At 60.8% G+C, this 26794-nt stretch carries 22 protein-coding genes; 7 read left to right on the top strand and 15 right to left on the bottom strand.

Going from position 1 to position 26794, the window contains the following annotated elements:
- Positions 1–73 precede the first annotated feature (73 nt).
- The 3 genes from galB to CKA38_RS07025 all read right to left on the bottom strand — a co-directional run bounded on the left by galB (position 74) and on the right by CKA38_RS07025 (position 4334).
- The gene (gene galB / locus CKA38_RS07035; protein ID WP_108824840.1) at positions 74–2752 is read right to left on the bottom strand and encodes a beta-galactosidase GalB; all 2679 of its coding nucleotides are present in this window, start codon (positions 2750–2752) and stop codon (positions 74–76) included.
- 100 nt (positions 2753–2852) lie between these two features.
- A complete protein-coding gene (locus CKA38_RS07030) occupies positions 2853–3530 on the bottom strand; it encodes an SIMPL domain-containing protein (protein WP_108824839.1) in 678 nt (225 codons plus the stop codon).
- 72 nt (positions 3531–3602) lie between these two features.
- Complete coding sequence (locus CKA38_RS07025; protein WP_108824838.1) at positions 3603–4334, bottom strand: YggS family pyridoxal phosphate-dependent enzyme; 732 nt, start codon at positions 4332–4334, stop codon at positions 3603–3605.
- Between the two features lie 72 nt (positions 4335–4406).
- On the opposite strand from CKA38_RS07025, the gene CKA38_RS07020 reads away from it, so the two are divergent.
- Positions 4407–5324 carry a LysR family transcriptional regulator gene (locus CKA38_RS07020; protein WP_108824837.1) on the top strand — a complete coding sequence of 306 codons (918 nt, stop codon included), beginning with the start codon at positions 4407–4409 and terminating at the stop codon, positions 5322–5324.
- Between the two features lie 89 nt (positions 5325–5413).
- Here CKA38_RS07020 and CKA38_RS07015 read toward each other — a convergent pair whose 3' ends face one another.
- Positions 5414–5860: a hypothetical protein gene (locus CKA38_RS07015; RefSeq protein WP_108824836.1), complete on the bottom strand. Its 447-nt coding sequence runs from the start codon at positions 5858–5860 to the stop codon at positions 5414–5416.
- A gap of 141 nt (positions 5861–6001) precedes the next feature.
- Between CKA38_RS07015 and CKA38_RS07010 the strand changes: the two genes are divergently transcribed.
- Positions 6002–7534 carry a beta-ketoacyl-ACP synthase 3 gene (locus CKA38_RS07010; RefSeq protein ID WP_108826474.1) on the top strand — a complete coding sequence of 511 codons (1533 nt, stop codon included), beginning with the start codon at positions 6002–6004 and terminating at the stop codon, positions 7532–7534.
- Positions 7535–7561: 27 nt separating this feature from the next.
- Here CKA38_RS07010 and CKA38_RS07005 read toward each other — a convergent pair whose 3' ends face one another.
- A complete protein-coding gene (locus CKA38_RS07005) occupies positions 7562–8686 on the bottom strand; it encodes a glycerate kinase (RefSeq protein ID WP_108824835.1) in 1125 nt (374 codons plus the stop codon).
- A gap of 166 nt (positions 8687–8852) precedes the next feature.
- Here CKA38_RS07005 and uvrB point away from each other — a divergent pair, with 166 nt between their 5' ends.
- Together uvrB and CKA38_RS06995 are read left to right on the top strand one after the other, a co-directional pair.
- On the top strand, positions 8853–10910 hold the full coding sequence (gene uvrB / locus CKA38_RS07000; protein ID WP_108824834.1) for an excinuclease ABC subunit UvrB: 2058 nt from the start codon (positions 8853–8855) through the stop codon (positions 10908–10910).
- 228 nt (positions 10911–11138) lie between these two features.
- Positions 11139–11894 (top strand): RNA polymerase sigma factor, encoded by a 756-nt coding sequence (locus CKA38_RS06995; protein ID WP_236919212.1) that lies wholly within the window; start codon positions 11139–11141, stop codon positions 11892–11894.
- A 101-nt stretch (positions 11895–11995) separates the two neighbouring features.
- On the opposite strand, the gene CKA38_RS06990 is transcribed toward CKA38_RS06995, so the two are convergent.
- Entirely contained in the window at positions 11996–12742 is a 747-nt protein-coding gene (locus CKA38_RS06990; protein ID WP_108824832.1) for a 3-keto-disaccharide hydrolase, read from the bottom strand.
- Positions 12743–12861: 119 nt separating this feature from the next.
- A complete protein-coding gene (locus tag CKA38_RS06985) occupies positions 12862–13188 on the bottom strand; it encodes a cupin domain-containing protein (RefSeq protein ID WP_108826473.1) in 327 nt (108 codons plus the stop codon).
- A 369-nt stretch (positions 13189–13557) separates the two neighbouring features.
- Between CKA38_RS06985 and CKA38_RS06980 the strand changes: the two genes are divergently transcribed.
- The gene (locus CKA38_RS06980) at positions 13558–14250 is read left to right on the top strand and encodes a metal-dependent hydrolase (RefSeq protein WP_108826472.1); all 693 of its coding nucleotides are present in this window, start codon (positions 13558–13560) and stop codon (positions 14248–14250) included.
- A gap of 100 nt (positions 14251–14350) precedes the next feature.
- Here CKA38_RS06980 and lipA read toward each other — a convergent pair whose 3' ends face one another.
- From lipA to CKA38_RS06955, 5 genes are all read right to left on the bottom strand, one after another.
- The gene (gene lipA / locus CKA38_RS06975; protein ID WP_108826471.1) at positions 14351–15298 is read right to left on the bottom strand and encodes a lipoyl synthase; all 948 of its coding nucleotides are present in this window, start codon (positions 15296–15298) and stop codon (positions 14351–14353) included.
- A 178-nt stretch (positions 15299–15476) separates the two neighbouring features.
- On the bottom strand, positions 15477–16151 hold the full coding sequence (gene plsY, locus CKA38_RS06970) for a glycerol-3-phosphate 1-O-acyltransferase PlsY (protein ID WP_108826470.1): 675 nt from the start codon (positions 16149–16151) through the stop codon (positions 15477–15479).
- 115 nt (positions 16152–16266) lie between these two features.
- The gene (hrpB, locus tag CKA38_RS06965; protein ID WP_108824831.1) at positions 16267–18828 is read right to left on the bottom strand and encodes an ATP-dependent helicase HrpB; all 2562 of its coding nucleotides are present in this window, start codon (positions 18826–18828) and stop codon (positions 16267–16269) included.
- Between the two features lie 165 nt (positions 18829–18993).
- Positions 18994–20229 carry a pyrophosphate--fructose-6-phosphate 1-phosphotransferase gene (locus tag CKA38_RS06960; protein ID WP_108826469.1) on the bottom strand — a complete coding sequence of 412 codons (1236 nt, stop codon included), beginning with the start codon at positions 20227–20229 and terminating at the stop codon, positions 18994–18996.
- Positions 20230–20293: 64 nt separating this feature from the next.
- A complete protein-coding gene (locus CKA38_RS06955) occupies positions 20294–20623 on the bottom strand; it encodes a hypothetical protein (protein WP_108824830.1) in 330 nt (109 codons plus the stop codon).
- A gap of 137 nt (positions 20624–20760) precedes the next feature.
- Between CKA38_RS06955 and CKA38_RS06950 the strand changes: the two genes are divergently transcribed.
- Positions 20761–21291, top strand: a complete 531-nt coding sequence (locus tag CKA38_RS06950; RefSeq protein WP_108826468.1) for a YchJ family protein — start codon at positions 20761–20763, stop codon at positions 21289–21291.
- A gap of 48 nt (positions 21292–21339) precedes the next feature.
- On the opposite strand, the gene CKA38_RS06945 is transcribed toward CKA38_RS06950, so the two are convergent.
- Entirely contained in the window at positions 21340–22149 is an 810-nt protein-coding gene (locus CKA38_RS06945; RefSeq protein WP_152032715.1) for a prohibitin family protein, read from the bottom strand.
- A 131-nt stretch (positions 22150–22280) separates the two neighbouring features.
- Between CKA38_RS06945 and CKA38_RS06940 the strand changes: the two genes are divergently transcribed.
- On the top strand, positions 22281–23510 hold the full coding sequence (locus tag CKA38_RS06940) for a DUF2851 family protein (RefSeq protein ID WP_108824828.1): 1230 nt from the start codon (positions 22281–22283) through the stop codon (positions 23508–23510).
- 131 nt (positions 23511–23641) lie between these two features.
- On the opposite strand, the gene CKA38_RS06935 is transcribed toward CKA38_RS06940, so the two are convergent.
- Both CKA38_RS06935 and CKA38_RS06930 read right to left on the bottom strand, forming a co-directional pair.
- Positions 23642–23989, bottom strand: coding sequence for a hypothetical protein (locus CKA38_RS06935; RefSeq protein WP_108824827.1), 348 nt, complete (start codon positions 23987–23989; stop codon positions 23642–23644).
- 331 nt (positions 23990–24320) lie between these two features.
- Positions 24321–26735 carry a carboxy terminal-processing peptidase gene (locus CKA38_RS06930; RefSeq protein WP_152032714.1) on the bottom strand — a complete coding sequence of 805 codons (2415 nt, stop codon included), beginning with the start codon at positions 26733–26735 and terminating at the stop codon, positions 24321–24323.
- Positions 26736–26794: the final 59 nt, after the last annotated feature.

Raw genomic sequence — 26794 nt, 5'->3', positions numbered from 1 at the left:
GGCGGGTTCGGCGTTTTGAGCGGTTGGCGCCAGTCTGCCAACCGCCCCACCCTCGCCACAGTCACACTTTTAATCACTCCCGCGATTCTTGGTTGGCGCTGATTGCGATTTCCGCGGGCGCGAGGGTTTCGCTTTCGGCGCGCAGCGTGAACGAGCCGGTTGCGCCGGGCTTCGCGCGAACGATCACGAGGGCGAGGCCGTTGAACGCCTCGCGTTCGCTGGCTTGAAAGGGAGCGTGGCTCGTCGGGTCGCCGTTGTCCACGGCCACGATTTCGCCGGGACCGGTGATGGAGAAATTAATCTTGTTCATCGAGCGAGGGACTTGCCGTCCGTTTTTGTCGGCAACGGTCACGGTGATGAAGCTGAGGTCCCGTCCGTCGGCGCGGATTTCCCGGCGGTCCGCCGCAAGCAAAAGTTTCTCCGCCCCACCCGTGGTGAGCGTTGTCGTTTCGGCCCAGGGCTTGCCGTTTTTATAGGTGACGACTTTTAACTCGCCCGGCGCGTAAACAACATCGTTCCAGCGGAAGCGGTATTCGTATTGGCCGCGTTTTTTGCGTCCGAGGGATTTGCCGTTAAGGAACAGCTCGGCCTCGTCGCCGCTGGTGTAAACGTGCACGGGCGTGACCTGGCCGATGCGCTCGGGCCAGTTCCAGTGCGGCAGGATGTGCGCCATCGGTTTGTCGGGCATCCAGTGCGATTGGTAGAGGTAGTAGCGGTCTTTCGGAAAACCGGCGAGATCGACGATACCGAAATACGAGCTGCGTGAGGGAACGCGTTTTTTGTCGAGCGCGTTCATTTCCTTTTCCATGCGGGCGCGGTCGGCGGCGCCGGCGAAGTTGAGGAGGTTGGTGGTGTCGCTGTTATAGGGCGTGGGTTCGCCGAGGTAATCGAAACCGGTCCAAACAAACTCGCCCATGACGCCGGGCACTTCGTCGTGCGAGCGCCATTCGTCGTCGGGCGTGGTGGCCCAGCGCGGGGCGTAGAGGTCGTAGGAGCTCATCTGGAAGTTTTGACGATCCAGGCCATCGGCCTTGTTGTCGCTGACGGGAAACACATACACGCCGCGCGTGCTGATGGTGGAGGCGGTTTCGGCGCCCAAGAGCAGGAGGTGCGGATGGGTGGCGCGAACCTTGGCGTATTCCCGCGGCTTGTAATTGTAACCGACGATGTCGACGGCGGTCATCATGCCGTTGTAGGCGGATTGAATTACGTTAAAGCCGGCGGCGACGGGACGCGTGCGGTCCTCCTCGCGGATGACACCGGCGAGATGCGCGGCGGTTTTCCATCCGCCGGGCGCGGCTTGCTCGCGGATTTCGTTGCCGATGCTCCATTGAATGACGCTGGGGTGATTGCGGTCGCGGCGCACCATGGCGCGGAGATCTTTTTCGGCCCAGTCGGGGAAGAGACGCGAGTAGTCGTCGCGCACTTTTCCGATGGCCCAGGCATCGAACGCCTCGACTTGCACGAGCATGCCCATGCGGTCGCAGAGTTCGAGGAGTTCGGGCGCGGGCGGGTTGTGCGAGGTGCGAATGGCGTTGGTGCCGAACGACTGGAGGATTTCGATCTGGCGCTCGAGCGCGCGGAGATTGAGCGCGGAACCGAGCGCGCCGAGGTCGTGATGCATGCAGACGCCGCGAATGGGAACGCGTTTGCCGTTGAGGAAAAAGCCTTCCGTGGTGTGCTCGATGGAGCGGATTCCGAAGGGCGTGAGCACGCGGTCGATGACTTTTCCACCTTGGGTGATTTCTGTTTCCGCGACGTAGCGGTTGCGCTCCCCGAGACTCCAAAGGCGCGGGTTTTCGAGCGTGAAGGTTTGCGAAATCCACGCTTGGTTGAGCGCGGGAGCGTTGAGCGCTGCGGGTTGGGCGGTGGCGATCGCGGAGCCGGAGGGCGCGCCGTTGGCGTCGGCGGCATAGAGGCGCGTGGTGAGTTTGGTTTCGGCGCGAGCGTCGGTTTTGTTGTCGAGCGTGACGGCGACATCGACGATGGCGGAGGTCGCGGTGACGCGCGGCGTGGTGACAAAAACGCCCCATTGCGCAATGGCGACGGGCGCGGTTTTGAGCAGCCAGGTGTTGCGATAAATGCCGCCGCCGGGATACCAGCGCGATGCCTCGCGGGGATTGTCGAGGCGGATGGCGATCACGTTTTTCGCGCCGGGCTTGATGTGCGGCGTCAGATCGACGCGCCACGAGGAGTAGCCGTAGGGCCAGCCGCCGGCGAACTGGCCGTTGATCCAAACCATCGAATAAGACATCGCGCCGTCGAGTTCGAGGTAGATCCGGCGTCCGGCGTCGGTGGCGGGCAGGTCGAAAGTTTTGCGATACCACGCGACGCCGAACCACGGCAGTTTCGCGGTCTTGCCGGTAAGCTCCTGATAGAACGGCCCCTCGATGCCCCAGTCGTGAGGGAGGTCGAGCGCGCGCCAGGCAGAGTCGTTGAATTTGGATGTGGTGTAGTCAATGGCGCGACCGTAAAGGTGGGCGGGGTTTGGCGCCGGCGGCGGCAGACGGAGCGCGGCGGGCGGGCTCATGTTAAGCAAGTCGTCGCCGCACGGGAGCAGCCACGGCTTGACGCGCTCGTAGTTGAGCGACTTGCCGACATTCGGCGGGTCCTCGCGCACGAAGCGCCAGCCGGCGTTGAACGAAACGCGTTCGCGCGCGGAGTCGGAAGCGGAGGGGGTCTGCGCATTCGAAAAAGCGGCGAGGATGGTGAGCGCGAAAAACGCGGAGAGCAGGGCCGAGGGTTTGTGCATGATTAAAAAGGAAACAGTGTCTGCTCAACAGAAACGCCCGCGAAACCGAACGCGAGCATCAAGGTGTTTTACAGTGCGGATTTTCGGCAAGCGATACGCCTTATTTCAATTCAAAGGTCGCGGTCACTCGCACAGAAAACTCAACCGACTGGACGCCTTCGGAAATCTCCATCTGCGTGAAGTTATTCGAACTAATAGAACCATATCTGCTTTTCGGTTCCACATCCATTTCCTCGGCAGATATCAATTGCCCGAGTGTAGCGTTGCCCGCTTTGGCGAGGAGTTCAGCCTTGTCTCGCGCCGCCTTGAGCGCGCCAGTGATGGCTTTTTTGCGCGCCTCGCCCTCTTTTGACGATGTATACTTTGTTCCCCACAATGAGAGTTCTTCGCGAAGACCTGCGTAAGTCGCCAGTTCGGGAAATTTGGACACATCATTCAGCGTAAGCGTTAGGGAAATAGCTGAGCTGAAACCATTGTCGATGCGCCGACGCCCATCACGCACCCATTCTTTTTCAGCCATGCGGCTGTTCAGGACAATCTCATTCTTACGAATACCGAGTGACTTGGCTTTTTTAAAAAACTCGTCCACCAGCGCGTCGAGCTTGGCGTTGCTGCCATCAAGCGTCGGATCGACAGCCTGGATGGAAACTCGGACTTTGACTTTGTCGGCGGGTATCTCGATACGAACATTTCCAATGGTGGTGATGGAGCGATCGGCGGCATTGGCGGTGATTGCAAGAAGGCAGGCGAGGATAAAAGCAAGAGGGATAGTTTTCATGGAATTGGGATGTGTTGATTATGAAAATAATATCATCCGGCTCTTGCGGGCAAGCGGAGAGTCCGCACGCCGTCACTCCCGCGCGCCATACAACGCCGTGCCGACCCGGATGATCGTGCTGCCCGCGGCTATCGCCTCCTTGTAATCGCCCGTCATGCCCATCGAGAGTTCGCGAAGCGCGGTGCCGCGCGTCTCGGCGAGATCGTCGCGGATGGCGCGCAAGTTCGCAAAGGTGCGCACGGCCATCTGGCGCATTTCGCCGGGATTTTCGGAAAGCGGCGCGATTGTCATGAGGCCGTCCACGCGCAGGTGCGGAAGCGCGAGCGCGGTGTCAAGCAGGCGCGGGGCGTCCGCGGGTTCGGCGCCGAATTTCGCGGGGTCGTTGCCGGCGTTGATTTGCAAAAGGATCGGAAGCGTTTTGCCAAGCTCGCCGGCAGCGCGGTCAAGATGGCGGAGGAGTTTTTCGCCGTCCACGCTTTGCACGCGGTCGAAGAGCTCGGCGGCGAGGCGCGCCTTGTTGCTTTGCAGGTGGCCGATCAGCTCCCATTTCAGTTTGCCCGCGCTCATCGCGGCGGCGGTTTCGGGCGAGACGAGCGGTTTTTTGGAGGCGGCTTCCTGCACGCGGTTTTCGCCGACGAGGGCAAGTCCGTGGCGCGCCGCGTAATCCACCGCCCAGGCATCGTGCGTCTTGGTGACCGCCAGCAATCGCACCTCAGACGGATCGCGCCCGGCGTCGCGACAGGCCGCGGCCATTTGCTCCCGCAACTCATCAGCGCGCATCTTATACTGCTCAAAAGTGATCATGGTTGAAAAAAATTTTAATAGGTTGCGCATCGATTAGCGCGATTTATAGTGAAGCATTCTTATTAGGGAAACATGCAACTGGAAAATTTCAAAGTATTCGCCGACCTTGTTGAGACAAAAAGTTTCTCAAAGGCGGCCAAGATCAACCACATTACACAGTCGGCGGTGAGCCAGCAGGCGCGCGCGATGGAGCGCAACTTCAAGACGCTGCTCATCGACCGCAGCCAGAAGCAGTTTCAACTCACGCGCGAGGGCATGCGCATTTACGAGACATCCAAGGAAATCCTGCACCAATACGACAAGTTGCTGAGCGAGTTGCAGGAGATGAAAAAAGTGATCAGCGGCACCATTCGCATTTCGACGATTTATTCGATCGGCCTGCACGAGCTGCCGCCGTTCATCAAGCGCTTCCTGCACGACTACCCGTCGGTCAACGTGCGCATCGAATACCGCCGCTCAAACCTCGTGTATGAGGACATCCTGCACAACTCGGTCGATTTCGGACTCGTCGCGTTTCCGGTAAAAACGCGCCAGGTCGAGATGCTGCCGTTCCGCAACGACCGGCTCGTGCTCATCACGCACCCGGCGCATCCGCTCGCCAAGCGCTCCTCGATCACGCTCGACGATCTGGTCGGGCAAAAGTTCATCGGTTTTGATCCCGACATCCCGACGCGCAAGGCGGTCGACCAGATTTTCCGCGATGGCAAAATGGAAATCGAACCCGTCATGGAATTCGACAATATCGAGACGGTGAAGCGCGCAGTCGAAATCGACCACGGCGTGTCCATCGTGCCGCAAGCCACCGTGCAGCAGGAGGCCAAACAGGGCACGCTCGCCGTCGTGCAGTTCGCCGGAAAAGAATTCACACGCCCGCTGGCAATCCTCCACCGCAAAGGCCGCGTGCTCACGCCCGCGATGAAAAAATTCGTCGAAACGCTTACGCATCAATCGGGCGGCAAACCCGCGGCAAAATCCGTCGCGGATGAGTGATAACCAGTAATATCGCGAAGAGGCTCAGCCACGACTCCGAGTCACCGGACGAGGCGCAACGCGCCCGGCAAAACGAGTGTTTGAAAAACTCAAAGGTCGCGACCTCGTCGCGTCCGGCGTCCCGGGGCGCTCCGCTCCGCCGTGCGCTTTCCCTTTCCTCTTTTGCGCCTGGGCTTGCCGATCACGCCGAGACGCGGGTCTCGCCTCCTGGCGAGTGCGACGATTTTTTCGGCAACCGACTCGAAGCGCTCGTGCTCCTCTTGCAAATACAACCACTTCGGCAAAACCGGGTGCGGGGCCAGCGCGGGGAAATCCGCAATGAGTGACTCATGGTGCTCGTGCCCCGTGCACACGCACATGCCGCGCCACTCGGACTCCTCACCCTTGAAGAAAAACAGCATCAGCTTGCCGTCGAGATACGCTGCCTTGCCGCCAAACATGGAACGGAGCATGAAACTCGGGTCGCCCTCAAGCGGCTCCCAGAGCCAGGCGAGCGGATGGATTTTGATGGTCTTGCCAAAGGGAATGTCGCGCATGGGTTGTGTCCTTTTAATTGTTACCTGCCGTTGAAAATTGCAGAAAATCGCGCGCGTTCAAAACGTTTTGATAAATTTTCAATTTGCGAAGGCGTGCTTGCGATTCGAGGCTTCGCACTATTTAACGCCACCCTTCACAAAATGGATACCTTTCTTATCGACATTCCCATGCCTTCAATGGGCGCGACGGTTAGCGAGTTGACGGTGATCGACATCATCGTGCAACCCGGCGCGCAAGTTTCCAAGGGCCAAAAGCTCGCCGAGCTCGAAAGCGATAAATCTGTTTTTGAATTCGAGTCGCCATGCGCCGGCGTCGTGCGCGAAATATTCGGGCGCGCGGGCGACATCATGCCCTCGGGCGCGCCATTCCTGCGCATGGAAACGAGCGACGAGACTTTGAAGCATCTGCAGGCAACTGGAAATCCCGCCGTGCCGGCACCGGCACCAAAAACAACCCCGGCCCCCGCCAAACCCGCAACGCCGCCACCGCCCGCCCCGGTCAAGTCCGCCCCGGCAGCAACCGCAGTGCAATGGACTCCGCGCGCAATCAAGCTCGTCCAGGAAGCCGGCCTCAACCACACGGCGATCACCGACATCACGCCCACCGGCCCCGGCGGACGCGTATCGGGCGACGATGTCACCGCGTGGCTTGCCAAGCGCACAATCCCCGCCGCGGCCAAACCCGCCGACGAAACCGTGTGCATCGCGGGAGTCGGCTACGCCTTCCCGAAGGTCGTGCGCACAAACACGGACATCTTGAAAGAATTTCCCGACATGACCGAGGAGGCGGTCCTCAAGCTCACCGGCATACGCGAACGCCGCTACGCCGGCGAGGGCGAATCGGCCACAAGCCTCGCCGCCACCGCCGTGCTCCACGCGCTCGCGCAGGCAAAAATGGACGTGTCACAAATCGACGGCGTGATCATGGCGACACTCATCCCCGACCAGCCCGTGCCCTCAATGGCCAGCGCGCTGGCCAGGCAGCTCGGCATTCCGCACGCGCTCGCGTTCGACCTCAACGCCGCCTGCGCCGGCTGGCTCTACGCGCTCGAAGTCGGACGCGCATTCATCCGCGCCGGCACCGCAAAAAAACTGATCGTTGTCACCGCCGAGCTCCTCTCTCGCATCACCAACCCGAAGGATCACGCCACGGCGTTTCTCTTCGGCGACGGCGCGGGCGCGGCAATCCTCACCAACGCGGCCGGCGGACACCGCCTCGCCCCCATGGCGCTCGCCGGCGACGCCAACCAATTCGAGGCGATCCAGCGCCCCGGCGGCGGCGCGCGCCGCCCCTTCCCGCACAAGAGCGGCGAGGATCATCACGATTTTTATCTCCAGATGAACGGCGGCGTTGTGTTCAAGCACGCCGTAATCGCGTTTGCCGACCAGATCGAATCGACGCTCAAGCGCCACAACCTGAAAGCCGAGGACATCGCATGGATCGTGCCGCACCAAGCCAACGAGCGCATCCTGCGCGCCGTGAGCAAACGCGTCGGCATTCCCTACGAAAAATTTGTCGTGACGATCGGCAAATACGGCAACACCTCGGCGGCGAGCATTTCGATGGCGCTCGGCTGGGCCGCGGAAGAGGAGATTTTTGTCCCGGGTGACAAAATTATTTTCTGCAGCGTCGGCGCCGGCCTGACCTTCGCAAGCGGGTTGCTCGTGTGGTGATTTTTGCCCCGGCGTGATTACGCGCGCTCAGGATTGCATTCTTTCCGCGGCGAAACGACTGGCGGCGGCCTCAAGCGCGGCGCCAGCTCCCGCGCCCGCGGAGTCGGCGCCGGTAAGCGTGTAAATATCGGCAAAAACCTCGCGCAGGCCTTTTTCCGCGCCGGCTTCAACGCACCCGCCAAAGGCGACCACGGGCTTCCCTTCGCGGCGGGCGAGGCGCGCAAGTTCGGCGGGGCCTTTTCCAAAAAGTGTCTGGTTGTCGAGCCTGCCTTCGCCAGTGATGACCAAATCGCATTCGCGCACCGCCGCCTCAATTCCGGCGAGCGCTGCAATTGTTTCAAAACCGGGTTTCAATTTTGCGCCGGCAAAAGTCATCAAGCCGTAACCAAGCCCGCCCGCCGCCCCCGCACCCGGCGTGTCACGGTAATCGACGCCCATGTCGCGCGCGACCAGCCCGGCAATGCGCGCCAGCACGGCGTCGAGGCGCGCGGGATCGCGCAGGCCTTTTTGCGGACCGTAAACATGCGATGCGCCGTCGGAACCAAGCAGCGGATTGGTGACATCGCACAAACCGGTCACCTCCACGCCTTCGAGCGGATTTTTCGCGGGCGCAACGATGCCGGTGATGCGCTCATAGTTTTCGGGAAGCGGAACGACCTCGTTTCCCCGCGCGTCGAGAAAGCGATAATCGAGCGCCGCGCCGACGCCAAGCCCCGCGTCGTTGGTGGCGCTCCCGCCGAGGCCGACATGGATTTTTTTCGCGCCACCCACAGCAAGCGCGCGCAGCATTTCGCCGACACCGCGCGTTGTGGCGCGCCAAGGATCGCGCGATTGCGACGTCACGAGCTTGAGGCCGGAGACGCAGGCCATTTCAAAAAACGCATCGCTGCCCGAGACGGCGGCCTCGCCCTCGCGCGGCTCGCCAAACGGGCCGGCTGACGGAACCGCCACAAGGCGCGCGCCGGGAAGCGCGGCGCAAATCGCATCGGTCGTGCCCTCGCCGCCGTCGGCAATCGGAAGCAGTCGGACGGCAAGCGCGCCGCCCCCCGGCACACGGGCTCGCAGTCCGCGTTCGATTGCGCGCGCGGCCTGGGTTGCGGTGAGGGTGCCCTTGAACTTATCGGGGGCGACGAGGATTTTCTGCGGAAGCATGAGGTTGGTGAATTGGGATAAAACGATGAACGCGGGGCGAGGGGAAAATAACGGGAGAAAAGCAACAGTAGCCGCCTGGCGTCTGGCGCGGGAACCATTTTTTTAAATTTCGGGATTTGAGATTTTTTTGGAATCTGGGACTTTATGATTTGAAAGTTTTCAAACGATGTCCCTTTTCAAACTCAGCGCCGAATACAAGCCCACGGGCGACCAGCCGCAGGCGATTGACACGCTCGTCGATTCCATCCGCGCGGGCCACAAGCACCAGACGCTTCTCGGCGTCACCGGCTCGGGCAAAACTTTCACGATGGCCAACGTCATCGCGCGCCTCGACCGGCCCGCGCTCATCATCTCGCACAACAAAACCCTCGCCGCGCAGCTCTACTCCGAGTTCAAGAATTTTTTCCCCGAAAACGCCGTCGAATACTTCGTCTCCTACTACGACTATTACCAGCCCGAGGCCTACATCGCGTCGAGCGACACCTACATCGAAAAGGATTCCTCGCGCAACGACGAGCTCGAGCGCCTGCGCATCGCCGCCGCCAGCTCGCTCGTCTCGCGCCGCGATGTGATCGTCGTCGCCAGCGTGTCGTGCATCTACGGTCTCGGCTCGCCGGAAGACTTCGCCGAGCAACGCATCCAGATTCGCCTCAACCGCCCGCTCGGGCGAAACCGCCTGCTTGAGCGCCTCGTCGAAAATCTTTACGAGCGCAACGACTACGAGCTCAAGCGCGGCACGTTTCGCGTGCGCGGCGACGTCGTGGACATCATGCCCGCGTATCTGGAGCACGGGCTGCGCGTCGAGTTTTTTGGCGACGACGTGGACGCGCTCACCGAGTTCGAACCGCTCACCGGCAACACGCTCCGCAAGCTCGACCAGTTCGACTTGTATCCGGCAAACCAATACGTGACCTCGCGCGACAAACTCGAAAAGGCGATCGACGCCATCAAGATCGAGCTCGACGAGCGCGTCGCCTGGTTCGAGTCGCAGGGCAAGCTCCTCGAGGCCCAGCGCATCCGCATGAAAACCAACTACGACCTGGAAATGCTCCAGGAAATGGGATTCTGCAACGGCATCGAAAACTACTCCATGCACATGGCCGCGCGCAAACCCGGCGACCGGCCGTTTTGCCTGCTCGACTTTTTCCCGAAGGACGCGCTGTTCTTCATCGACGAATCGCACGCCACCATCCCGCAAATCGGCGGCATGTTCAACGGCGACCGCGCCCGCAAGCAAAACCTCGTCAACCACGGCTTCCGCCTGCCCTCGGCGCTCGAAAACCGCCCGCAGGCGTTCGACGAATTCGAGCGCGTCACCGGCCAGACCGTTTACGTCTCCGCCACGCCCGCGAAGTTCGAGATGGAGCACTCCGCCGTGGTCGCCGAGCAGCTCATCCGCCCGACGGGCCTGCTCGATCCCGAGATCGTGATGCGCCCGATCAAGGGACAGGTTGAGGATCTCATCGCCGAAATCAAAAAGGCCGTCGCCGCGGGCGAGCGCGTGCTCGTCACCACGCTCACAAAACGCCTCTCGGAAGACCTCACCGGATATTTGCGCGACCAGAAAATCCGCGTCGAATACCTGCACTCCGACATCGACGCGATCGAGCGCGTGGAGATTTTGCGCAACCTGCGCCTCGGCAATTTCGACGTGCTTGTGGGCATCAACCTTCTGCGCGAAGGGCTCGACCTGCCCGAGGTCGCGCTTGTCGCGATCCTCGACGCCGACAAGGAGGGTTTTCTGCGCAGCCAGACCTCGCTCGTGCAAACCGCGGGCCGCGCCGCGCGCCACGAAAAAGGCCGCGTCATTTTTTACGCCGACAACATCACCGACTCGATCCGCAACACGATCGAGATAACGAATTACCGCCGCGAAAAACAAATCGCCTACAACCGCGAGCACGGCATCACCCCGCGCAGCGTGAAACGCGCCGCGCAAACGAGCCTGCACACCTACGATGGCAGCGGCACGGGCGACGGTCACGACGACGAAGTCGCGCTCGCCATGGCCGAGACGAGCCCCGACGAGGTGCAGGCGGTCATCGCGGAGTTGGAAAACGAAATGTCCGAGGCCTCCGCACGCCTGGAGTTCGAGCGCGCAGCCGTTTTGCGCGACCAGATAGAGGCGTTAAAATCCGGCAATTTTCGCAAACCCGTGAAACCAACCGGCAAAAAAGCGGTCAGTCGCGGCAGTTATTCGAAAAAAGCTTCCGCGCGCCGTTGATTCATTGCGGCGTGACGCAATTGTCGGCTATCGTGCATTTTGCATACCGGAGGTGTTGGTGTTCGTGCATTTTGCGCTAACTCCAAAAAGGTGGATATGTAAAAAAATATTTTAATACCCTAATATTCATCGCGTTATGTTGCCATTTATGTGGATGGCATGAAAGCTGTTGGTGCAGCACGCGCGTTGGCTGCCCAGTGCGCACGCAGCAAGTCTTTCGAATAACTTATGAACACACTCCATCACACAACAGCATCAGCGAACCCATTTAGCGTCGCATCGACGCCGGAGATGACGCCATCCGAGATCACCGCGCGCGAGGCGGCTCATGACCGGAAGCTGGTGAGCCGTTTTCGGGCGGGCGAAGAGTCCGCGTTCACGGAAATCATGGAACGCTATCGCACGCGCATCTTCGGACTGGCGAACAATCTTCTGCACAATGCCGCCGACGCGGAAGAGATCACGCAGGACACTTTTATTCGCGCGCACCGGGCGCTGGCAAATTTTCGCGGCGACTCGTCGCTGGCCACATGGCTGTATCGCATCGCGTTGAACCTTTCGCGCAATCGCTACTGGTATTTTTTCCGCCGACGCCGGCAGGATTCCATTTCGCTCGAAATGCAGCTGGGCGATGATTCGGACAGCGCGTTCAGCGACATGATTGCCGCCACCGAGCACACGCCGGTGCAGGAGGCCGTGACGCAGGAGTTCACCAATTTGATCGCCGATTGCATGGAGCGCCTGGACACGCGGCACCGCGAAATCCTGACAATGCGCAACGTGCTCAACCTTCCCTACGATGAAATCGCCTCCGCGCTGGGCATCAACGTGGGCACGGTGAAAAGCCGCATTGCGCGCGCGCGCGAAAGCCTGCGCAAGCTGCTGGCCGAATCCGCGCCGGAATATGCAAGCGCCTCGGAGGCGTCGGATTTTTTTGAGCATGTCCGCCCCGCGCCCGGCTGCGAGGCGATCGCCTACGCGTGACAACTAATTTGGACAGGCCGGTTTAGCCGGAACCGTCGCAAAAGAAACCTCCCCGATTTCTTTTGCGCACCGCCTCGCGCCCGGCGAAAACGCTTTGCCGTTCACTTCGCCGCGGGGATGGGGCGGATTTTTATGTTTCGAAACGAGATTTGCCCATGGTCGCCCTGAAGGGCGATGAAACCGCGATTGGATTTTGCGAAGTTCGGCATTTTTGAGAATTTCGACTTTGCCACGCGCTCGTTAAAATCGTCGCTGCCGAGCACGTATTCGAAATATTTCACGCCGTTGATTTCGTGGACGCATTTTTCCGGCGTGATGAGGACGCGCACATGGTTCCACTCGCCGACGGGCTTGGTGGCGTCAAGCGGTTTGCCGGTCTTCGGATCGATCGGCGGCTGGTAGAGGCCGTAGAGCCAGCCGCAGCGTTGCCGGTCCTTGGCGAGCACGTTGTCCTCAAGCTGGATTTCGGGCCCGGTGGCCCACGCCGCGCGGCCTTCGTTGGTGACGTGATACATGATGCCGCTGTTGCCCGCGGGCGTGATGTTATATTCGAGCTGGAGCTCAAACCAGTCGAACTCGTCCTTGGTGACGAGGTCCTTGGCGTTTTTTGGATCGACGCAGACGAGCGCGCCGTCGCGCACCTGCCAGCCGGGGCGGATGGTATCCGATTTGAAGTTGCTCCAACCACTCAGGCTCGCGCCGTCAAAAAGCAGACGCCAGCCGTCGGCCCGCTCCTTTTTTGTGAGTGTATTGGGCGCCGCGGGTTTGCCGGTGGCATGACCGCAGGATGATACAGCGAGCATGCCGAGGAAAATAATCAATGGGGCAATGAGACGCGCTGATTTCATGGGTAATTTGGCGAGTTTTTTGTTTTTGATGTTTTATCGTAAAGATTACCTTGTCCGTAATTATACAAAAATCACCAGGGTGGTTTTTGCGTTGCCGCCAATATGGTTTTCCCGGGCCATCAGCCCTTGATCATGGTTAATAACATTTTGAATTTTTCGGTGGCGTGCAGCGCGTGAGGAATGTTGGCGGGCAGGATAACGGCCTCGCCCTTCCTGAGCACGGAGGGATTGCCGCCGATTCTTATCTCGGCCTCCCCGTCCAAGATTTGCACCATGGCATCGAACGGCGCGGTGTGCTCGCTCAACCCCTGCCCCTTGTCGAAGGCAAAGAGCGTGATGTTGCCCGCCTCGTTTTTCAAAACCTGCTTGCTGACGATTCCGCCCTCGGAGTAATCGGCAAGCGACGCGAATTCCAGTGTTTTTCCTTTTTCAAACATATTGCTCATAATTATTATTTTATAATTTTTAATATTTCGCGGGCGAAATATCGCGTCCGCAACACCGCGGTGATTGTCCCATGGATGCACCGGGGGGAATTCGCGACAACCTTCGGGTCGTGTTTCTCGCGCCGGCTCCCGTTCCAAACGGTTGCGAGGATGGGCTCACTGATGCAATTCATAATGGGGAGGACGTTTAAGAGTTGAAGACAAACGCTACCGGAGCGTTTCAGTTTATGCCAACACGTTTGTTTGAAATCGCGAGTGTTGCCACCCGGCTATCATATCCCCCGGCCGGAACAGGATATCGCGCAAATCGCGCGCCCCGGCGATTTAGACCGTGAAAATTCGGGCGATTCATGGTTAAAGGGGCGTGTCATGAAAATCACTTATCTTGGCCACTCCTGCTTCTTCGTTGAAACCTCCACCACCCAGCTCATCATTGACCCTTTCCTCACGGGCAACCCGACAGCAACCGCAAAGGCCGACGACATTCGTTGCGACTATGTGTTGATTTCGCACGGACATTGCGACCACACGGGCGACGCGCTCGACATCGCAAAAACGAACGACGCGGTCATCGTTTCGAATCACGAAATCTGCAACTTTTTCGCCGCCCAAGGCGCGAAGGTTCACAACATGAATCCCGGCGGCGCGTTCAAGTTTCCGTTCGGACGGGTCAAGCTCACCATCGCGCACCACTCGTCGAGTGAGGACGGCAGCGCGTCCGACCCGCTCCTGCCCCCGTATCTTGGCAGTCCGTGCGGAATCATCATCGAAGCCGACGGCAAACGAATCTACCACGCCGGCGACACCGCGCTCTTTCTCGACATGCAGCTCATCGGCCGCGCCGGACTTGATCTCGCCATGCTCCCGATCGGGGACAACTTCACGATGGGTCCCGAGGATGCGGTTGACGCGCTCGACATGCTCAAACCGAAAGCCGCGATTCCGATGCACTACAACACCTGGCCCCCGATCGCGCAGGACGCCTCAGCCTTCGCCGCCGCCGCCAAACAACGCGGCCACCTCGCGCATCCGCTCAAACCCGGCGAAAGCGTGACGATCTGATACCATTTACGAGTTTGGTCTGGTTTTAACAGGTAGGGCGAACCGTCCCGGTGAGCCGGAAATGTTCCGAGTCGCTGGAGGAGACAACCGCCCGCTCCGCTCAAGATGCGGGGCGCGTTTTTTCTGAGGTCAGGTTGTTCTCGGTGTTCAGGTGGTCGGCGCCGGTGTATTTTTCGGATTGTTCGTCGGCGTGATAACTCGAACGCACCAACGGACCGCTCTCGACAACACCAAGGCCGATTGAAAGGCCGAATTTTTTCCAATATGCAAACTCCTCCGGCGGCACCCAGCGCTTCACGGGCCAGTGCTGCGGTGTGGGTTGCAAATACTGCCCGATGGTCACGATGTCCGTGCCGTCCGAGACGATGTCGCGCAAAGTTTGCTCGATTTCCCCCGGCTCCTCGCCGAGGCCTAGCATGATGCCCGTCTTGGTCGTGAGGCCGCGGCTTTTCGCATGGCGCAGCACGCTGCGCGAGCGGTCGTAGCGCGCCTGCACACGCACGGGTTTTTGCAGGCGCTCGACGGTCTCGAGATTGTGATTGAAGATGTCCGGCCTTGCCTCGAGCACGATGTCAACGTGCTCCATCTTCCCCTTGAAGTCCGGCACGAGCACCTCGATGGCGGTTTTCGGATTCGCATGGCGAATCGCGCGAATTGTCGCCGCCCAAACCGACGCCCCGCCGTCGAGCAACTCGTCGCGCGCCACCGATGTGATCACGCAATGCCGCAGCCCCATCTTCGCGACGGCATCGGCCACGCGCGCCGGCTCGCCAAGATCAAGCTCCGTCGGCCGCCCCGTGGCGATCGCGCAGAAGTTGCACGAGCGCGTGCAAATGTTTCCGAGGATCATCACCGTGGCGGTGCCGCGCGTCCAGCACTCGCCGAGGTTTGGGCATTGCGCGCTCTGGCAGACGGAATGCAAATGATGCCCGTCAACCAGCTTGCGCACCGCGTTGTAACCCGAGCCCGAGGGCAGCTTGGCGCGGAGCCATGAAGGTTTGCGCGATGTGTCTGCGTGGGCGGGATCGCGCGCGGGAGCATTTGCCATTGTGTCCATTTTCAAAATTTTCAAACGACAAGGTAACAATAAACCGGCATACGCAAACGGCTTTTTCGCCAAAAAATGGGCTGCGCACAACGCCGGGCGATTTGTGTTTGAGGCTCCCCTGCGCCGCGCAATGTCCGATGCCCCATGCCGGCCCGGCATCGCACCCCGCCGAGCGCCTTCACATTTTTTCTTCCGGCGTTTTTTTCACGAACTTGTTTTCCGTGCCGCGCATCAGCCGCCCGATGTTCGCCCGGTGCCGCACCGCCACAAAAACGGTCGCGCCCGCCGAGATGATCACAACCGAAAAAGGCGGCCAGCCCCAAAGGCACCACATGGTGCAGCTCGACACCGGCAGCGAGGCCGTCGCCAGAATCGACGCCAGCGACACATACCGCGTCGTCTGGAAAACCACCCACCACACAAGCAGCGCGATCAAAAGCGAGGGTGCCATCAGCACCATGAAACCGCCCGCGCCCGTCGCCACGCCCTTGCCGCCCTTGAATCGCGTGAAACATGAAAAACAATGCCCCAGCAACGCCGCCCCGAGGCCGATCAACGACACCACGTCCCAATGTTCGTAAGCCGCGTCCCACACGCCCATCTTGAAAGCGATCCACGGCCAGCCCGTCGCCACGGCCCCCTTCAACGCGTCCAGCACGAAGACCATGATGCCAAGCCGCCTGCCCGGTTCGCCAAACTTCTGGCTCAGCACGCGCAGCACATTTGTCGCGCCCGGATTCTTGCTCCCCTCCTCAAAAATGTTAACGCCTTTCGCGCGCGAAACCACATACCCGAACGGCAGCGCGCCCAGGAAATACCCCGCCACAATCGAAGCTAGAATCGGGACCAACATGGATTTGAGGACACTGATTGCATACACGACCGCCCGCTGCGCAAGGCCGCTTTACAGGAAAAGTTCCATTAATTTTTGAACAACCTACCGCCAATCATTGGCCTTAACGCGCCCATTAACGCCACTCATGCCTCGGGTAGCGTCGTGACAGCTCCGCCTTTATCTTTGGATACATGTCGCGCCAGAACGCCGTCAAATCGTCCGTCACCTGAATTGGCCGCTGGTTCGGCGCGAGCACCTCGATCTTCACCGACACGCGACCGTGTCCGAGCGTGAAGCGTCCCTCGACTCCGTAGAGCTCCTGTATTCGCGCGCTCAATATAGGCGGTCCCTCCTTCGCGTAGCGCACGCGCGACCTGCGTCCGTTGCCCATCACGAGGCGCTCCGGCAGGTAGTCGTCAATCACGGCCAGTTGCTCCGCCGTCAGCCAGTCGCGCAGCACCGGCATCACCGGCTTGCCGCGCACATCCTTCGCGCCGAGTTCGCCGTAACAAATCTGCTCGATCAACGTGGCCCGGTCCGCGTCCGTGATCGGGTTGACCTCCAGCTCCGGAAACCATTCCGCGAGCCGGTTCACGCGCACGATCCATTGCTCCACGTTTTCATCCCACTGCTCCAGCTTGATTTTGCCCGCCAGCACCTGCTGCGTCAGCAACGCCGCCGCCGCGTCGTAGGGCACATCGTCCGCGCTCGCCCTCGATTCGAGCACCAAGTCGCGAAACCGGCGCTCGCGTTTCGCAATCACGCGCTTCGCCGACTCGTCATAGACGACGCTTGTCGCCTCAAAATAAGCGTCGGGGAAAAGTTCCTTCAACCACGGCTCCCGCACCGCCGTCGCCATGCTCAGCAGCACGTTCACCTCGCCGCCCCGCCCCTCGACCTCGCTCACCTCCGCGGCCACAAACAACGGCGCGCGCTGCATCGCGCTCTCCCTCGCCAGCACACCGCGCCGCTTGTGCACCAGGTCGCAACGCAGTGTTCCCGCGTCCAGGCGCTTCGCCAGCTGGCCGGAAAATCCCGCGAGCACGCACTTGCTCACAGCCTCGCCCTCGACGCGTTTCTCGCCCGCGTCGAGCCCCTCGCGCTCCGCGATCCGCAAAAACTCCGCAAACAGCGGCCCCACCTGGCGCGCCCCCATCGAGTGGATTCCCAGCCGCCGGCACGCGTCCATCGAGTAGCGATTCTGGTCGGCAAACCGCCACGCGCGCATGAGCAAAAAGAAATCCGACTCCGTTTCCTCGCCGAGCAAGTCCTCGCGCGCTTCCTCCACCGCGCGCGGCACGCCCCGCAAAAGAAAATTCCTTCCCTGCACAAGCGCCGCCATCATCGCGACCGGCCTCACGCACCCGCGCGCATCCGCCTCCAGCAACATGCGCGCGTAACGCGGATGCACCGGGAAACGCAGCATCCTGCGGCCGGTTTCGGTGATCGTCGCATGCGCGTCTTTCTCATGGCGCGCCACCGCGCCCAAATCCTCAAGCAACATTTCCGCGCGCTCCAAACCTTTCGCGTCGGGTTTTTCCAGCCACGGAAACCCGGCCACGTCGTCGATGCCGCTCGCCTTCAACGTCAGCACCACCTCCGCCAGGTCGAGCCGCCTCACCTCCGGCAATTCCTGCGCCGGACGCTGCGCATGCTCGCGCTCCGTCCACAGCCGCACGCACACACCCGGGGCCGTTCGCCCCGCGCGCCCCGCGCGCTGGTCCGCGCTCGCCACGGAAATCTTCTCGATCAGCAGCGTGTTGATCCCGCGATGCGGATCGAACCGCGCCACGCGCGCCAGCCCGCAATCAATCACCACCGTCACGCCGTCAATTGTCAGCGATGTCTCCGCGACGTTTGTTGAAACAATAATCTTGCGCGCGTCATAACGCGCCACCGCGCGATCCTGCGCCTCCGGCGGCAGCTCGCCATGCAGCGGAAACACCACAAAATCGCGCAATTCGCGGCTGCCCTGCAAGGCCTGCACCGTGCGCGAAATCTCATACGCGCCCGGCATGAACACCAGAAAATCGCCGCCCGCCGACTGCGCCGCCACGCGCGCGCATTCGCGCGCCGCCACATCCCAGACCGGCTCGCGCTCAAAATCCGCCGTCTTTTGCAGATACTCGATTTTCACCGGAAAACTCCGCCCCTGCGAAACCAGCACCTCGCACGGCGACAGGTAATTTTTCAGCGCCCCCGCGTCCAGCGTCGCCGACATCACGATGATCTTCAAGTCGGGTCGTGTTGACTGCTGGATTTGCAACGCCCGCGCCAGCGAAATGTCGCCGTAGAGATGCCGTTCGTGAAACTCGTCAAACACGATCACGTTCACGCCGCTCAAGGTCGCGTCGAACGACATCTGCCGCAGCAAAATCCCCTCGGTCACGAATCGGATTTTTGTGTGCTTGCTCAACCGCGATTCCAGCCGGATTTGGTAGCCGACGATGTCGCCCAGCGGCGTTTCCATTTCCTCCGCCACGCGCTTTGCCAGCATCCGAGTCGCCAGCCGGCGCGGTTGCAAAACGACAACCTCGCCCCCGTCGAGAAATCCGTGACGCAACAGCATCTGCGGAATCTGCGTCGATTTGCCCGACCCCGTCGGCGCCTGCACAATCAACCGCCCCTGCGCGCGCACAGCTTCAACAATGGCGCTCTCAAGTTCATAAATCGGAAGTTCACGAGGATTCGGCATGATGTCGGAAAAACAAAACGGGGAAGCGCCAAAGGCATTGCGTCCGGGCCGCGCCACGGAAGGCGGCCAAGCCCGCACCGCAAAACACAAACGGCGTTTCAGTTTAAAAAATCGGCGGAGGCGCGCGCAATGAACGCCTCCGCCGATGAAAACAAAACCCGGGTCTTAGTGTTTCACGTCCACGCGCGCGCCCTTGGGCTGGGCGATGGCGGCGAGCGTTTCAGTGAACCACGGGGTGTCGATGTTGAAGGGTTTGCCGCCCTTGATGCGCGGGAACTCGATTGCGCGGAGCACGCCGCCCTGGTCCTCGTCGTGGCCGATCACGCCGCTCTCGCGACGGAGCGCGCACTCGACGGCGAGGTCGGTGCAGCTCTTGATGAGGCGCAGGTCGTCCACGTTGGCGGCGGCGGCGCGGGCGAAATAACCGCTCTTTTGCACGAGCGTTTTTTCGGCACCGATCATTTTTGCGAATTGCTCGCCGAACCACTTGCCGGGGTTCACTGCGTCGAGCTTCACGTGGCCGAACGCATCGCGCGGCACTTCCTGTCCCTTGGACTCCATTTCGGCAACGATGGACTCCACGCCGGCGCCCTCGGAGATGAAGATGTTGATGTTGTCCTGCTTGTCCATGAGGGCCTTCAGGCGGGCGGCCTCGGTCTTGAGATCGACGGCCATTTCGGGAATGTAAACGCCGTGGACTTCGAGGTTGGCACGGGTGAGGCCGAGGCCGGGCGCGAATTCCTCGCGGTCGAGCAGCTTGCGATAATCGCGAGCGGTGGCGGCGGTCAGCCAGCCGCAGTTGCGGCCCATGACTTCGTGCACGATCAGCATGCGCGGGTTCGCGCCGTGCTCGGCGACGACGTTGCGGAAATAGCGCGCGCCCTGCTCGGCGGCCGTCCACGCGCCGAGCGACTGGCGGATGGGATACACGTCGTTGTCGATTGTCTTGGGCAGGCCGATGACGGACAGGCCGTAATTGTTCTTGGCAAGAAACGCGGCGAGGTCGGCGGCGGCGGTGTTGGTGTCGTCGCCACCGATGGTGTGGAGCACGTCAACGCCGTCCTTGATGAGCTGGTCGGCGGCGACTTTTTGCGGGTCCTGGCCTTCCTTGACGAGGCCGCGCTTCACGCAGTCCTTGACGTTGGTGAGCTTGACGCGGCTGTTGCCGATCGGGCTGCCGCCGTGGCGGTGCAGCACGTGCGCCTGGGCGCGCTCGGCGGGGCCGATCTTGTAACTGTCGCCGAGCAGCAGGCCCTTGTAGCCGCCGCGGTAGGCGATGATTTCGATGTCGGGCGCAATCTCGGTGTAGCGCTCAATCAGGCCGCCGATGGCGGAGCTGAGGCACGGGGCGAGACCGCCCGCTGTGAGGATTGCGACTTTCTTGGGTTTTGTTGTGCTCATGATGGAAATTTTGGATTTTGGATTGCATTTTTTGGATTCAAAAAATGCAAGGCGCAACCGCCCGTCAGTTGTAGCCAAAGCCGGCGCCCGCTCCCGCGCCGACGGCCTCCCCGACCTCCTCTTGCTCGGGCGGCAGCTCCTCAAGCGGCGCGAAGCGTTCCGATGTGAAACCGAGTTCCTGCTTGGCCGCGTGAAACGGATCGGGCGGATTTACCAGCTCCTCAAGGAGGATGCCCACGGTCGCGGATTCGCCGCCCTTCACGATTTTCTCGCGACCGAGAAACACCTCGCGAATCGTGTAGGTCTTCCCCTTTACGGGAAGCTGCAGATAGATTGCACGAATGAAATCGTTGAACGTGTCATTGATGCAGACGACTTTTTGTCCTTTGACCATGGTTGAAAAAGAACGGTCACTTTGAGGCCTCCGCCGCGCAAGTGCAAGCGGTCAAAACACGCGCGCCGCCCCCGACGCTGATTTTCTTTGCTCGCACGCCGCGGGTGATCCGCTTAACACCTCGCCCAATTCTCATCATGACAACTCCCGCCGCGCTCCCCGCCGACATCACTTCCGAATCCCCCTGCCCTTGCGGCAGCGGGCAAACTTTTGGCGCATGCTGCCAGCCCGTGCTCCAGAGAAAACGGCCTGCCGCCACGGCCGAGGCGCTCATGCGCTCGCGCTTCACCGCGCACGTCGTCCGCGACTACAAGCACCTGCACCTCTCCTACGCCGGCACCGCGAAAAAACCCTACGACGAAATCCGCGCAAAGGAAAACACCTACGACTTGGAATGGACGCGCCTCGTGATTCACTCGCACGAACCCGTCGTCAACGGCAATCCCGACTCGTCCACGGTCGAGTTCACCGCCTACTTCCTCGACGAGGATAAAAACGAGCATCCGCTCCAGGAAAAATCCGCGTTCACGCGCACCGGCGGCGAGTGGATTTACACGCGTCCGATCCGCACCGGTCCCGCGCCCAAGGTTTCGGCAACGCCCAAGGTCGGGCGCAACGATCCCTGCCCCTGCGGCAGCGGGAAAAAATACAAGCACTGCTGTCTCTGACAGCACGCGGCACCGGGCGGCAGGCTGTTGCGCGGCGCCGCGGACGGTTTACTTTGAGCGATTGCCCGCGGAGACGTTGATCGGCAGCAATATGTTTGCGGCGCTCTGGCTTCCGCCGCCGATGACGAGCGGGCTCTTGCCGTCCCACTTCTCGACGATCTGCAATTCGATCAGGGTCGGGTTGTCGCGCAGCGCCTCGCCGCGAATGCGGATCGCCTCGGCCTCGCCCTTTGCGCGGATGATCGCCGTCGCCGCCTCGATCTCGGTCTTTTGTTGTGTGAAGCGCGCCTTGGCCGCCTCCTGCTCCTGGACCATCTTGGATTCAATCGCCGCCTCCAGTTCGCGCGACAGCGTGGTGTCCTCGATCACGAGGTCGACGATGTTGAGAATGTCTCCGATTTTCCTGCGGGCGTTTTCGAGCGCATGGTTTTTAATCTGCTCGCGCTGGCGCACGATTTGCTCGGCGCTTTGCAACGCCGCCACTTCCTTGAGCGCCTCCTGCACGCGCGGCGCGATCAGGCTCGTGAACGGGTCGCCCGCGTATTCCTGGTAAATCTTCACGACCGATTGTTCGGGAATGCGGTAAAGCACGCGCAACTTCATCTGCACTTGCTGCAAATCCGACGAGTAGCACTCCGACGGCAGCTCGCGCGTCTGCTGGCGGGTCAGCACGGGAATCACCGTCGAGATGAAGGGTTTTTTCACGCCGAACCCCTCCGGCTCAAATTGTTTGCTGACGGTTCCCAGCGTCACAAGCACACCGCGATAGCCGGGCTCGACAACAAACGTGGCCTGCGCCGCCGCGACGATGATTACAAGGATGAGAACGATTGGGCCGATGACTTTTGCGGGTTGCATAATGCGTATAAAAAGCGGACAGACTCCCCCGTGTGCAAGCGCCGATGCGCCGCCGCTGAAAATTTCGCGCACTTTGGAATCAACAAACAGGCCGCGTTCTGCTTCACTCTCACGCAAAACCTCCACGCCCCATGAAATCCCCCGCCGTCGCAGAAATTCAAGGGCTCTACGGCCCGTTCACTTTTCCCGAGACATTGCTCCAGAAAATCTGGGACCGGCGCGATTTCGACACGCTTCACGCCGCAACCGCCGGCGGACAGCGCGTGCGCATCGGGCATCCCGGCCAGTGGAATCACGGTGGCGGACCGGATTTTAAAAACGCGCGCCTGCGGATCGGAAACACAATCATCACCGGCGATGTCGAGGTGCATTTGCGCGAGGCCGACTGGCACGCGCACCGGCACGCGAACGACCCGGCCCACGCAAACGTGGTTTTGCACGTCGTGCTTTTCCCCCCGCAATGCGTCACGACCAGCGGGGCCGGCGGCCGCGAAATCCCGATCCTCGCGCTTCTCCCGCTCCTGCACCACGACCTTGAGCAATACGCGGCGGACGATGCTGTCGAGCGTCTCGCCGCGCATCCGCTTTCGAACGCCGGCAAAAAGCTTTCCTCGCTCACGCTCTCCGAGCTTTCCTCCGCGATCGCTCATCACGCCCAAAAGCGCTGGCATCAAAAAATTCATTTCGCGCACAGGCGCGTCACACGGCTCGGCTGGGACGACGCATGCCATCACACCGCGCTCGAAATCCTCGGATACCGGAACAACCGCCCCGCGATGATTGCGATTGCCGGGGAGCATCCGCTGGAAAACTGGCCGCAATCGGTGAACGCGCAAAACGCCATTTCGTTCGCGGAACGCATTTTCGACGAACAGGCTGACAACCGCGCATGGGCGCCGCGTTCATCCCGCCCGGCAAATCATCCGCGCACCCGCCTGCGCCAGTATGCCTTGTGGGCATCAGCGCGCCCCGCGTGGCCGCAATTGCTGCGAGCGTTTGCCGCGGGATTTCAAAAAAACGAACCGCCGCCGGCCAGCGTCGCGGAGTGGCGACGCGTGAACAAAGCCGCCTCGCTGCGCAAACGCATCCGCATGGAAATCTGCGGCGACGCGCTTGGGGGCTCGCGATTCGACACGCTTGTTTGCGACGGTTTTCTGCCGCTTCTCGCCGCGCAAAACCACGCGCGCGAGGAGACGCTTCGCGAGGTGTGGACGAACTGGTTTGCGGGCGACATGCCCGCGCGTTTTTCCGGGTATCTTCGCGCGCTTGGTGTGACGGGCGCGTCCGGCACGCCTAATCACAATGGCGCGGCCCAAGGGCTTCTCGGCTTTTTATTGGAAACGGAAAATGCCGTCGCGTGAAGAGTGGCGCGGCATGAATGATAAAAAAAACCGGGGTGGCGGACAGGCCACCCCGGATTAGTGTTATGTCACGGAATGAACGAGAACCGTCGTTGCATGGAGCGGCGCCGGTTCATCCGAAAATACAGGACTTACTTTGCTGCCTTCGCGGCGGCGTCAGCCAGCTCCTGGGTGACAGCGTTGATCCAGTCGGTGAGCTTCTTGGTGTCGGCTTCCTTGAGACCCTTGAGGGCGTCGGCACTCTTGCCTGTAATTTCAGCCATCTTGGTCGAGAGGGATGCGATCTTGGTGTAGTCCTTCGCCTTGTAGGCGACGGCGACCTCGTTGGCCACGTCGGAATAAGCCTTAACGAATTCGTTGGTCGCGGCATTTTCAAACTTGGGCGCGTTTTGCGTGGAGGGGAGCGCTTCTTTCTTCGCGCCGCAACCGGCGAAAGCGAGAACGGCAAGGGCGATAACTGCAGTGTAGATGAATTTCATATGGATGGTTAGGTGGATTATTGTTTGTTTTTTGCGTCGGTCGAAAAACCAGATTAGTTAGGTTTTCACCGGCGCGAACTTTGACAGACAGGCTTTTCCGCACGGGTTCCAGTATAAAATAACCCTCGACTTTTTGTCCGCGCATTTCGTTGCAATACAATCAATTACGCAGTTAGAAAAACGCGTTTTGTTTCCACGCATTGATTTTTCAACGCAAATTTCGTGCCAGCTTTGCCCAACTTGACGCATCACAGCGCGTCCCGGTTTTCAGTGCGCGACGGCATGGTGCGCACTGGCGGTTTTTTGAAAAGGCGAATTGCCGGCGAATGAATTAACGGCGCCCGACAGCGGCGGCGGTCAGGGGCGCGGGAGCGTTGGCGGCGACACTGGGGCCGGGGTGCCTGGCCATGTTAATGGCGTCGTTCAACACGCGCAGGGTTTCGCGAAGATGGATGTCGAGTTTCTTGGAATCCTCCTCCAGTTGCTCGTCGCTGATAGTGGCCTCGTCGCTTCCGGTGGCTGACGCGTCAGCGCCGGGCTGAGCATCGGCATTACCGGAGCTGGCAACACTGGTCCCCGCCAAGCGAATACCGTCCGGAAGGGTTTTGGGAATGGCGCTGCTTTGGTCGGGAAGCGCCGGCTGCTTGTCATCCCCGGCGTCAGGGGTGGATTCGGGGAGGGGCTCGGCGCTCGCGGGAGGGACGGTGTTTGCCGAGGGCGTCTTCGAGGCCTTGCGCCTTTTTTCCTTTGGCGGACCGAGGAGAAACTCCTTGGAAGTATAGCCGACGGCGGCGGCAAGGCGGTTGCGCTCCTCGTCCTGCCCTTTCTTGAATGCTTTGTCGCGGGTTTGTTGCGCAAGCCGTTCATCAAGGTTGAGCGACAGGATTTTTTGCTCCTGGCGCGTCTTAAACCAGTCGATGCTTTTGCGGAAATAACCAAACTCCTCGAGTGATTGCTGGCGTTTTTCACTGGCTTCGCGAAGAGCCTCGAGAAGATCGGGATGGAGAGCGGAACCCTCGTATCTGCTCGGTGTGATTTCGTCCCATGCAAGCGCGCGCGGAAGGCTTTTTTCACCGATGGGCAGGTAGTCGTCGATCGACGGCAGCGGGATGTCGGAAACAACGCCCTTGAGCTGGGTGGAGTCGCCGTTGGGGAGGTAGAATTTTTGAATGGTGAGCTTCACGCCGCCGGTTTTGCTGTTGAGGCGGGCGAGCGCGGGGACGAGCTGCTGCATTTCGAGGAGTTGCTGCACGGTGCCTTTGCCATGCGTGGAGCTGTCGCCGACAATGATGGCGCGGCCGTAGTTTTGAAGCGCGCCGGCAACGATCTCGGAGGCGGAGGCGGAGAAGCGCGAGACGAGCACGGCAAGGGGACCGGTGTAAAGGGGCTCGGGCGCCTCGCTGCTGTCCACCTGCACTTGGCCGTAGTAATTTTTGACTTGGACAACAGGGCCGGCTTTCACGAAGAGGCCGGTGAGCTTGATGGCCTCGGAGAGGAGGCCGCCGCCGTTGCCGCGAAGGTCGATGACGAGACCCTGAATGCCGGTTTCGCTTTGCTGAAACTGGGTGATGAGCCTGGCAATATCCTGCGTGGCGCTGGGGCTGGGCTCGCCCTTGTCATTGATGCCGGCGTCGTAGAAACCGGGGAGCGTGATGACGCCGATGGGCGTCGTGCCCTTGCCGTCGGGAGAGGGAACCTCGTGGATGGCGCCGCGCGCGCGCGAGGCGTCGAGACTGACAACATCGCGCGTGATGATGATTTGTTTGCGCTGGGAGGAGTCGGCGGCGGGAATGACGGTGAGGTGAACCTTGGTGTCTTTTTTGCCCCGAATAAGCTGCACAATTTTGCGGAGTTTCATGCCGATGACGTCAACGGGCTCATGCCCGTCCTCGGCGACCGCGATGATTTTATCCTTTGGCTGAAGTTGTTTGCTCAGGTCGGCGGGGCCGCCCACGACGACTTCCTGAATGGTGCAATAATCATCCTCGATTGAGAGGACCGCGCCGATGCCGATGAGCTGGAGTTTGATGCCGATGCTGAACTCCTCAAGGGTTTCGGCGGACATGTAGGCGGTGTGCGGATCGTAGAGATGGGCGACGGTGGTGAGGTAGGTTTCAGAAATGTCCTTCGGCTCAATGTCGGCGAGATTTTTGAGCCAGCGTTCGTAGCGCTTGCGAATGTTTTTCCCGGCGTCTTCGAGACTCTTTTCGTTGAGCATTTCGCCGATGATTTCGTTTTTGAGGCGTTGCATCCAGAGGGCGTCGGCCTCGGCCATGTCGACGGGCCAGGGGGCGTCCTTGCGGTCGTAGAGGTAGCCGTCGGTTCCGGCAAGGTCGTCGGATGTGATGGCGTCGAGTTTGTCGAGCGCCCATTTGATGCGGTCGGTGACGCGCCTGGCATAGACGTTGAAAATATCGTAGGCGGGGTCGGTTTTGCCGAGACTGGTGAGGTTGTTGTAAACCCAGCGCGGACTGTAACGGGTGGTGAACGCAACCTTGTCGGACTCGAGGAAAAAGAGGCGCTGCCCGTCAAAGTCGGTCATGAAATTGGGGATGATCTCGGCGTAGTCGGCGGGCCTGACGGCGTTGCGATTGTAGTGAAATTGCTCAAGCAGGGCGACGACACTGGCGGCCTCGCGGTTGAACCCGGGAGCCGGCGCGAAAATGCGGTCCTGCGGCGCGGTGGCGGCCGATTGCGCGCGCAGGCATGAGCCTCCCGAGCCGAGTGAAAAAAGCGCCGCGGCCATCACTGTGAAAAACAGGGAGGAAAATGCGCGGGCAGAATGTGTGAACTGCTTCATCAACG

The sequence above is a fragment of the Ereboglobus luteus genome (genome assembly GCF_003096195.1).
Lineage (GTDB): Bacteria > Verrucomicrobiota > Verrucomicrobiia > Opitutales > Opitutaceae > Ereboglobus > Ereboglobus luteus.
Note: the sequence above shows the minus strand (reverse complement) of the source record. Positions and strands in the feature narration are given on the sequence as shown.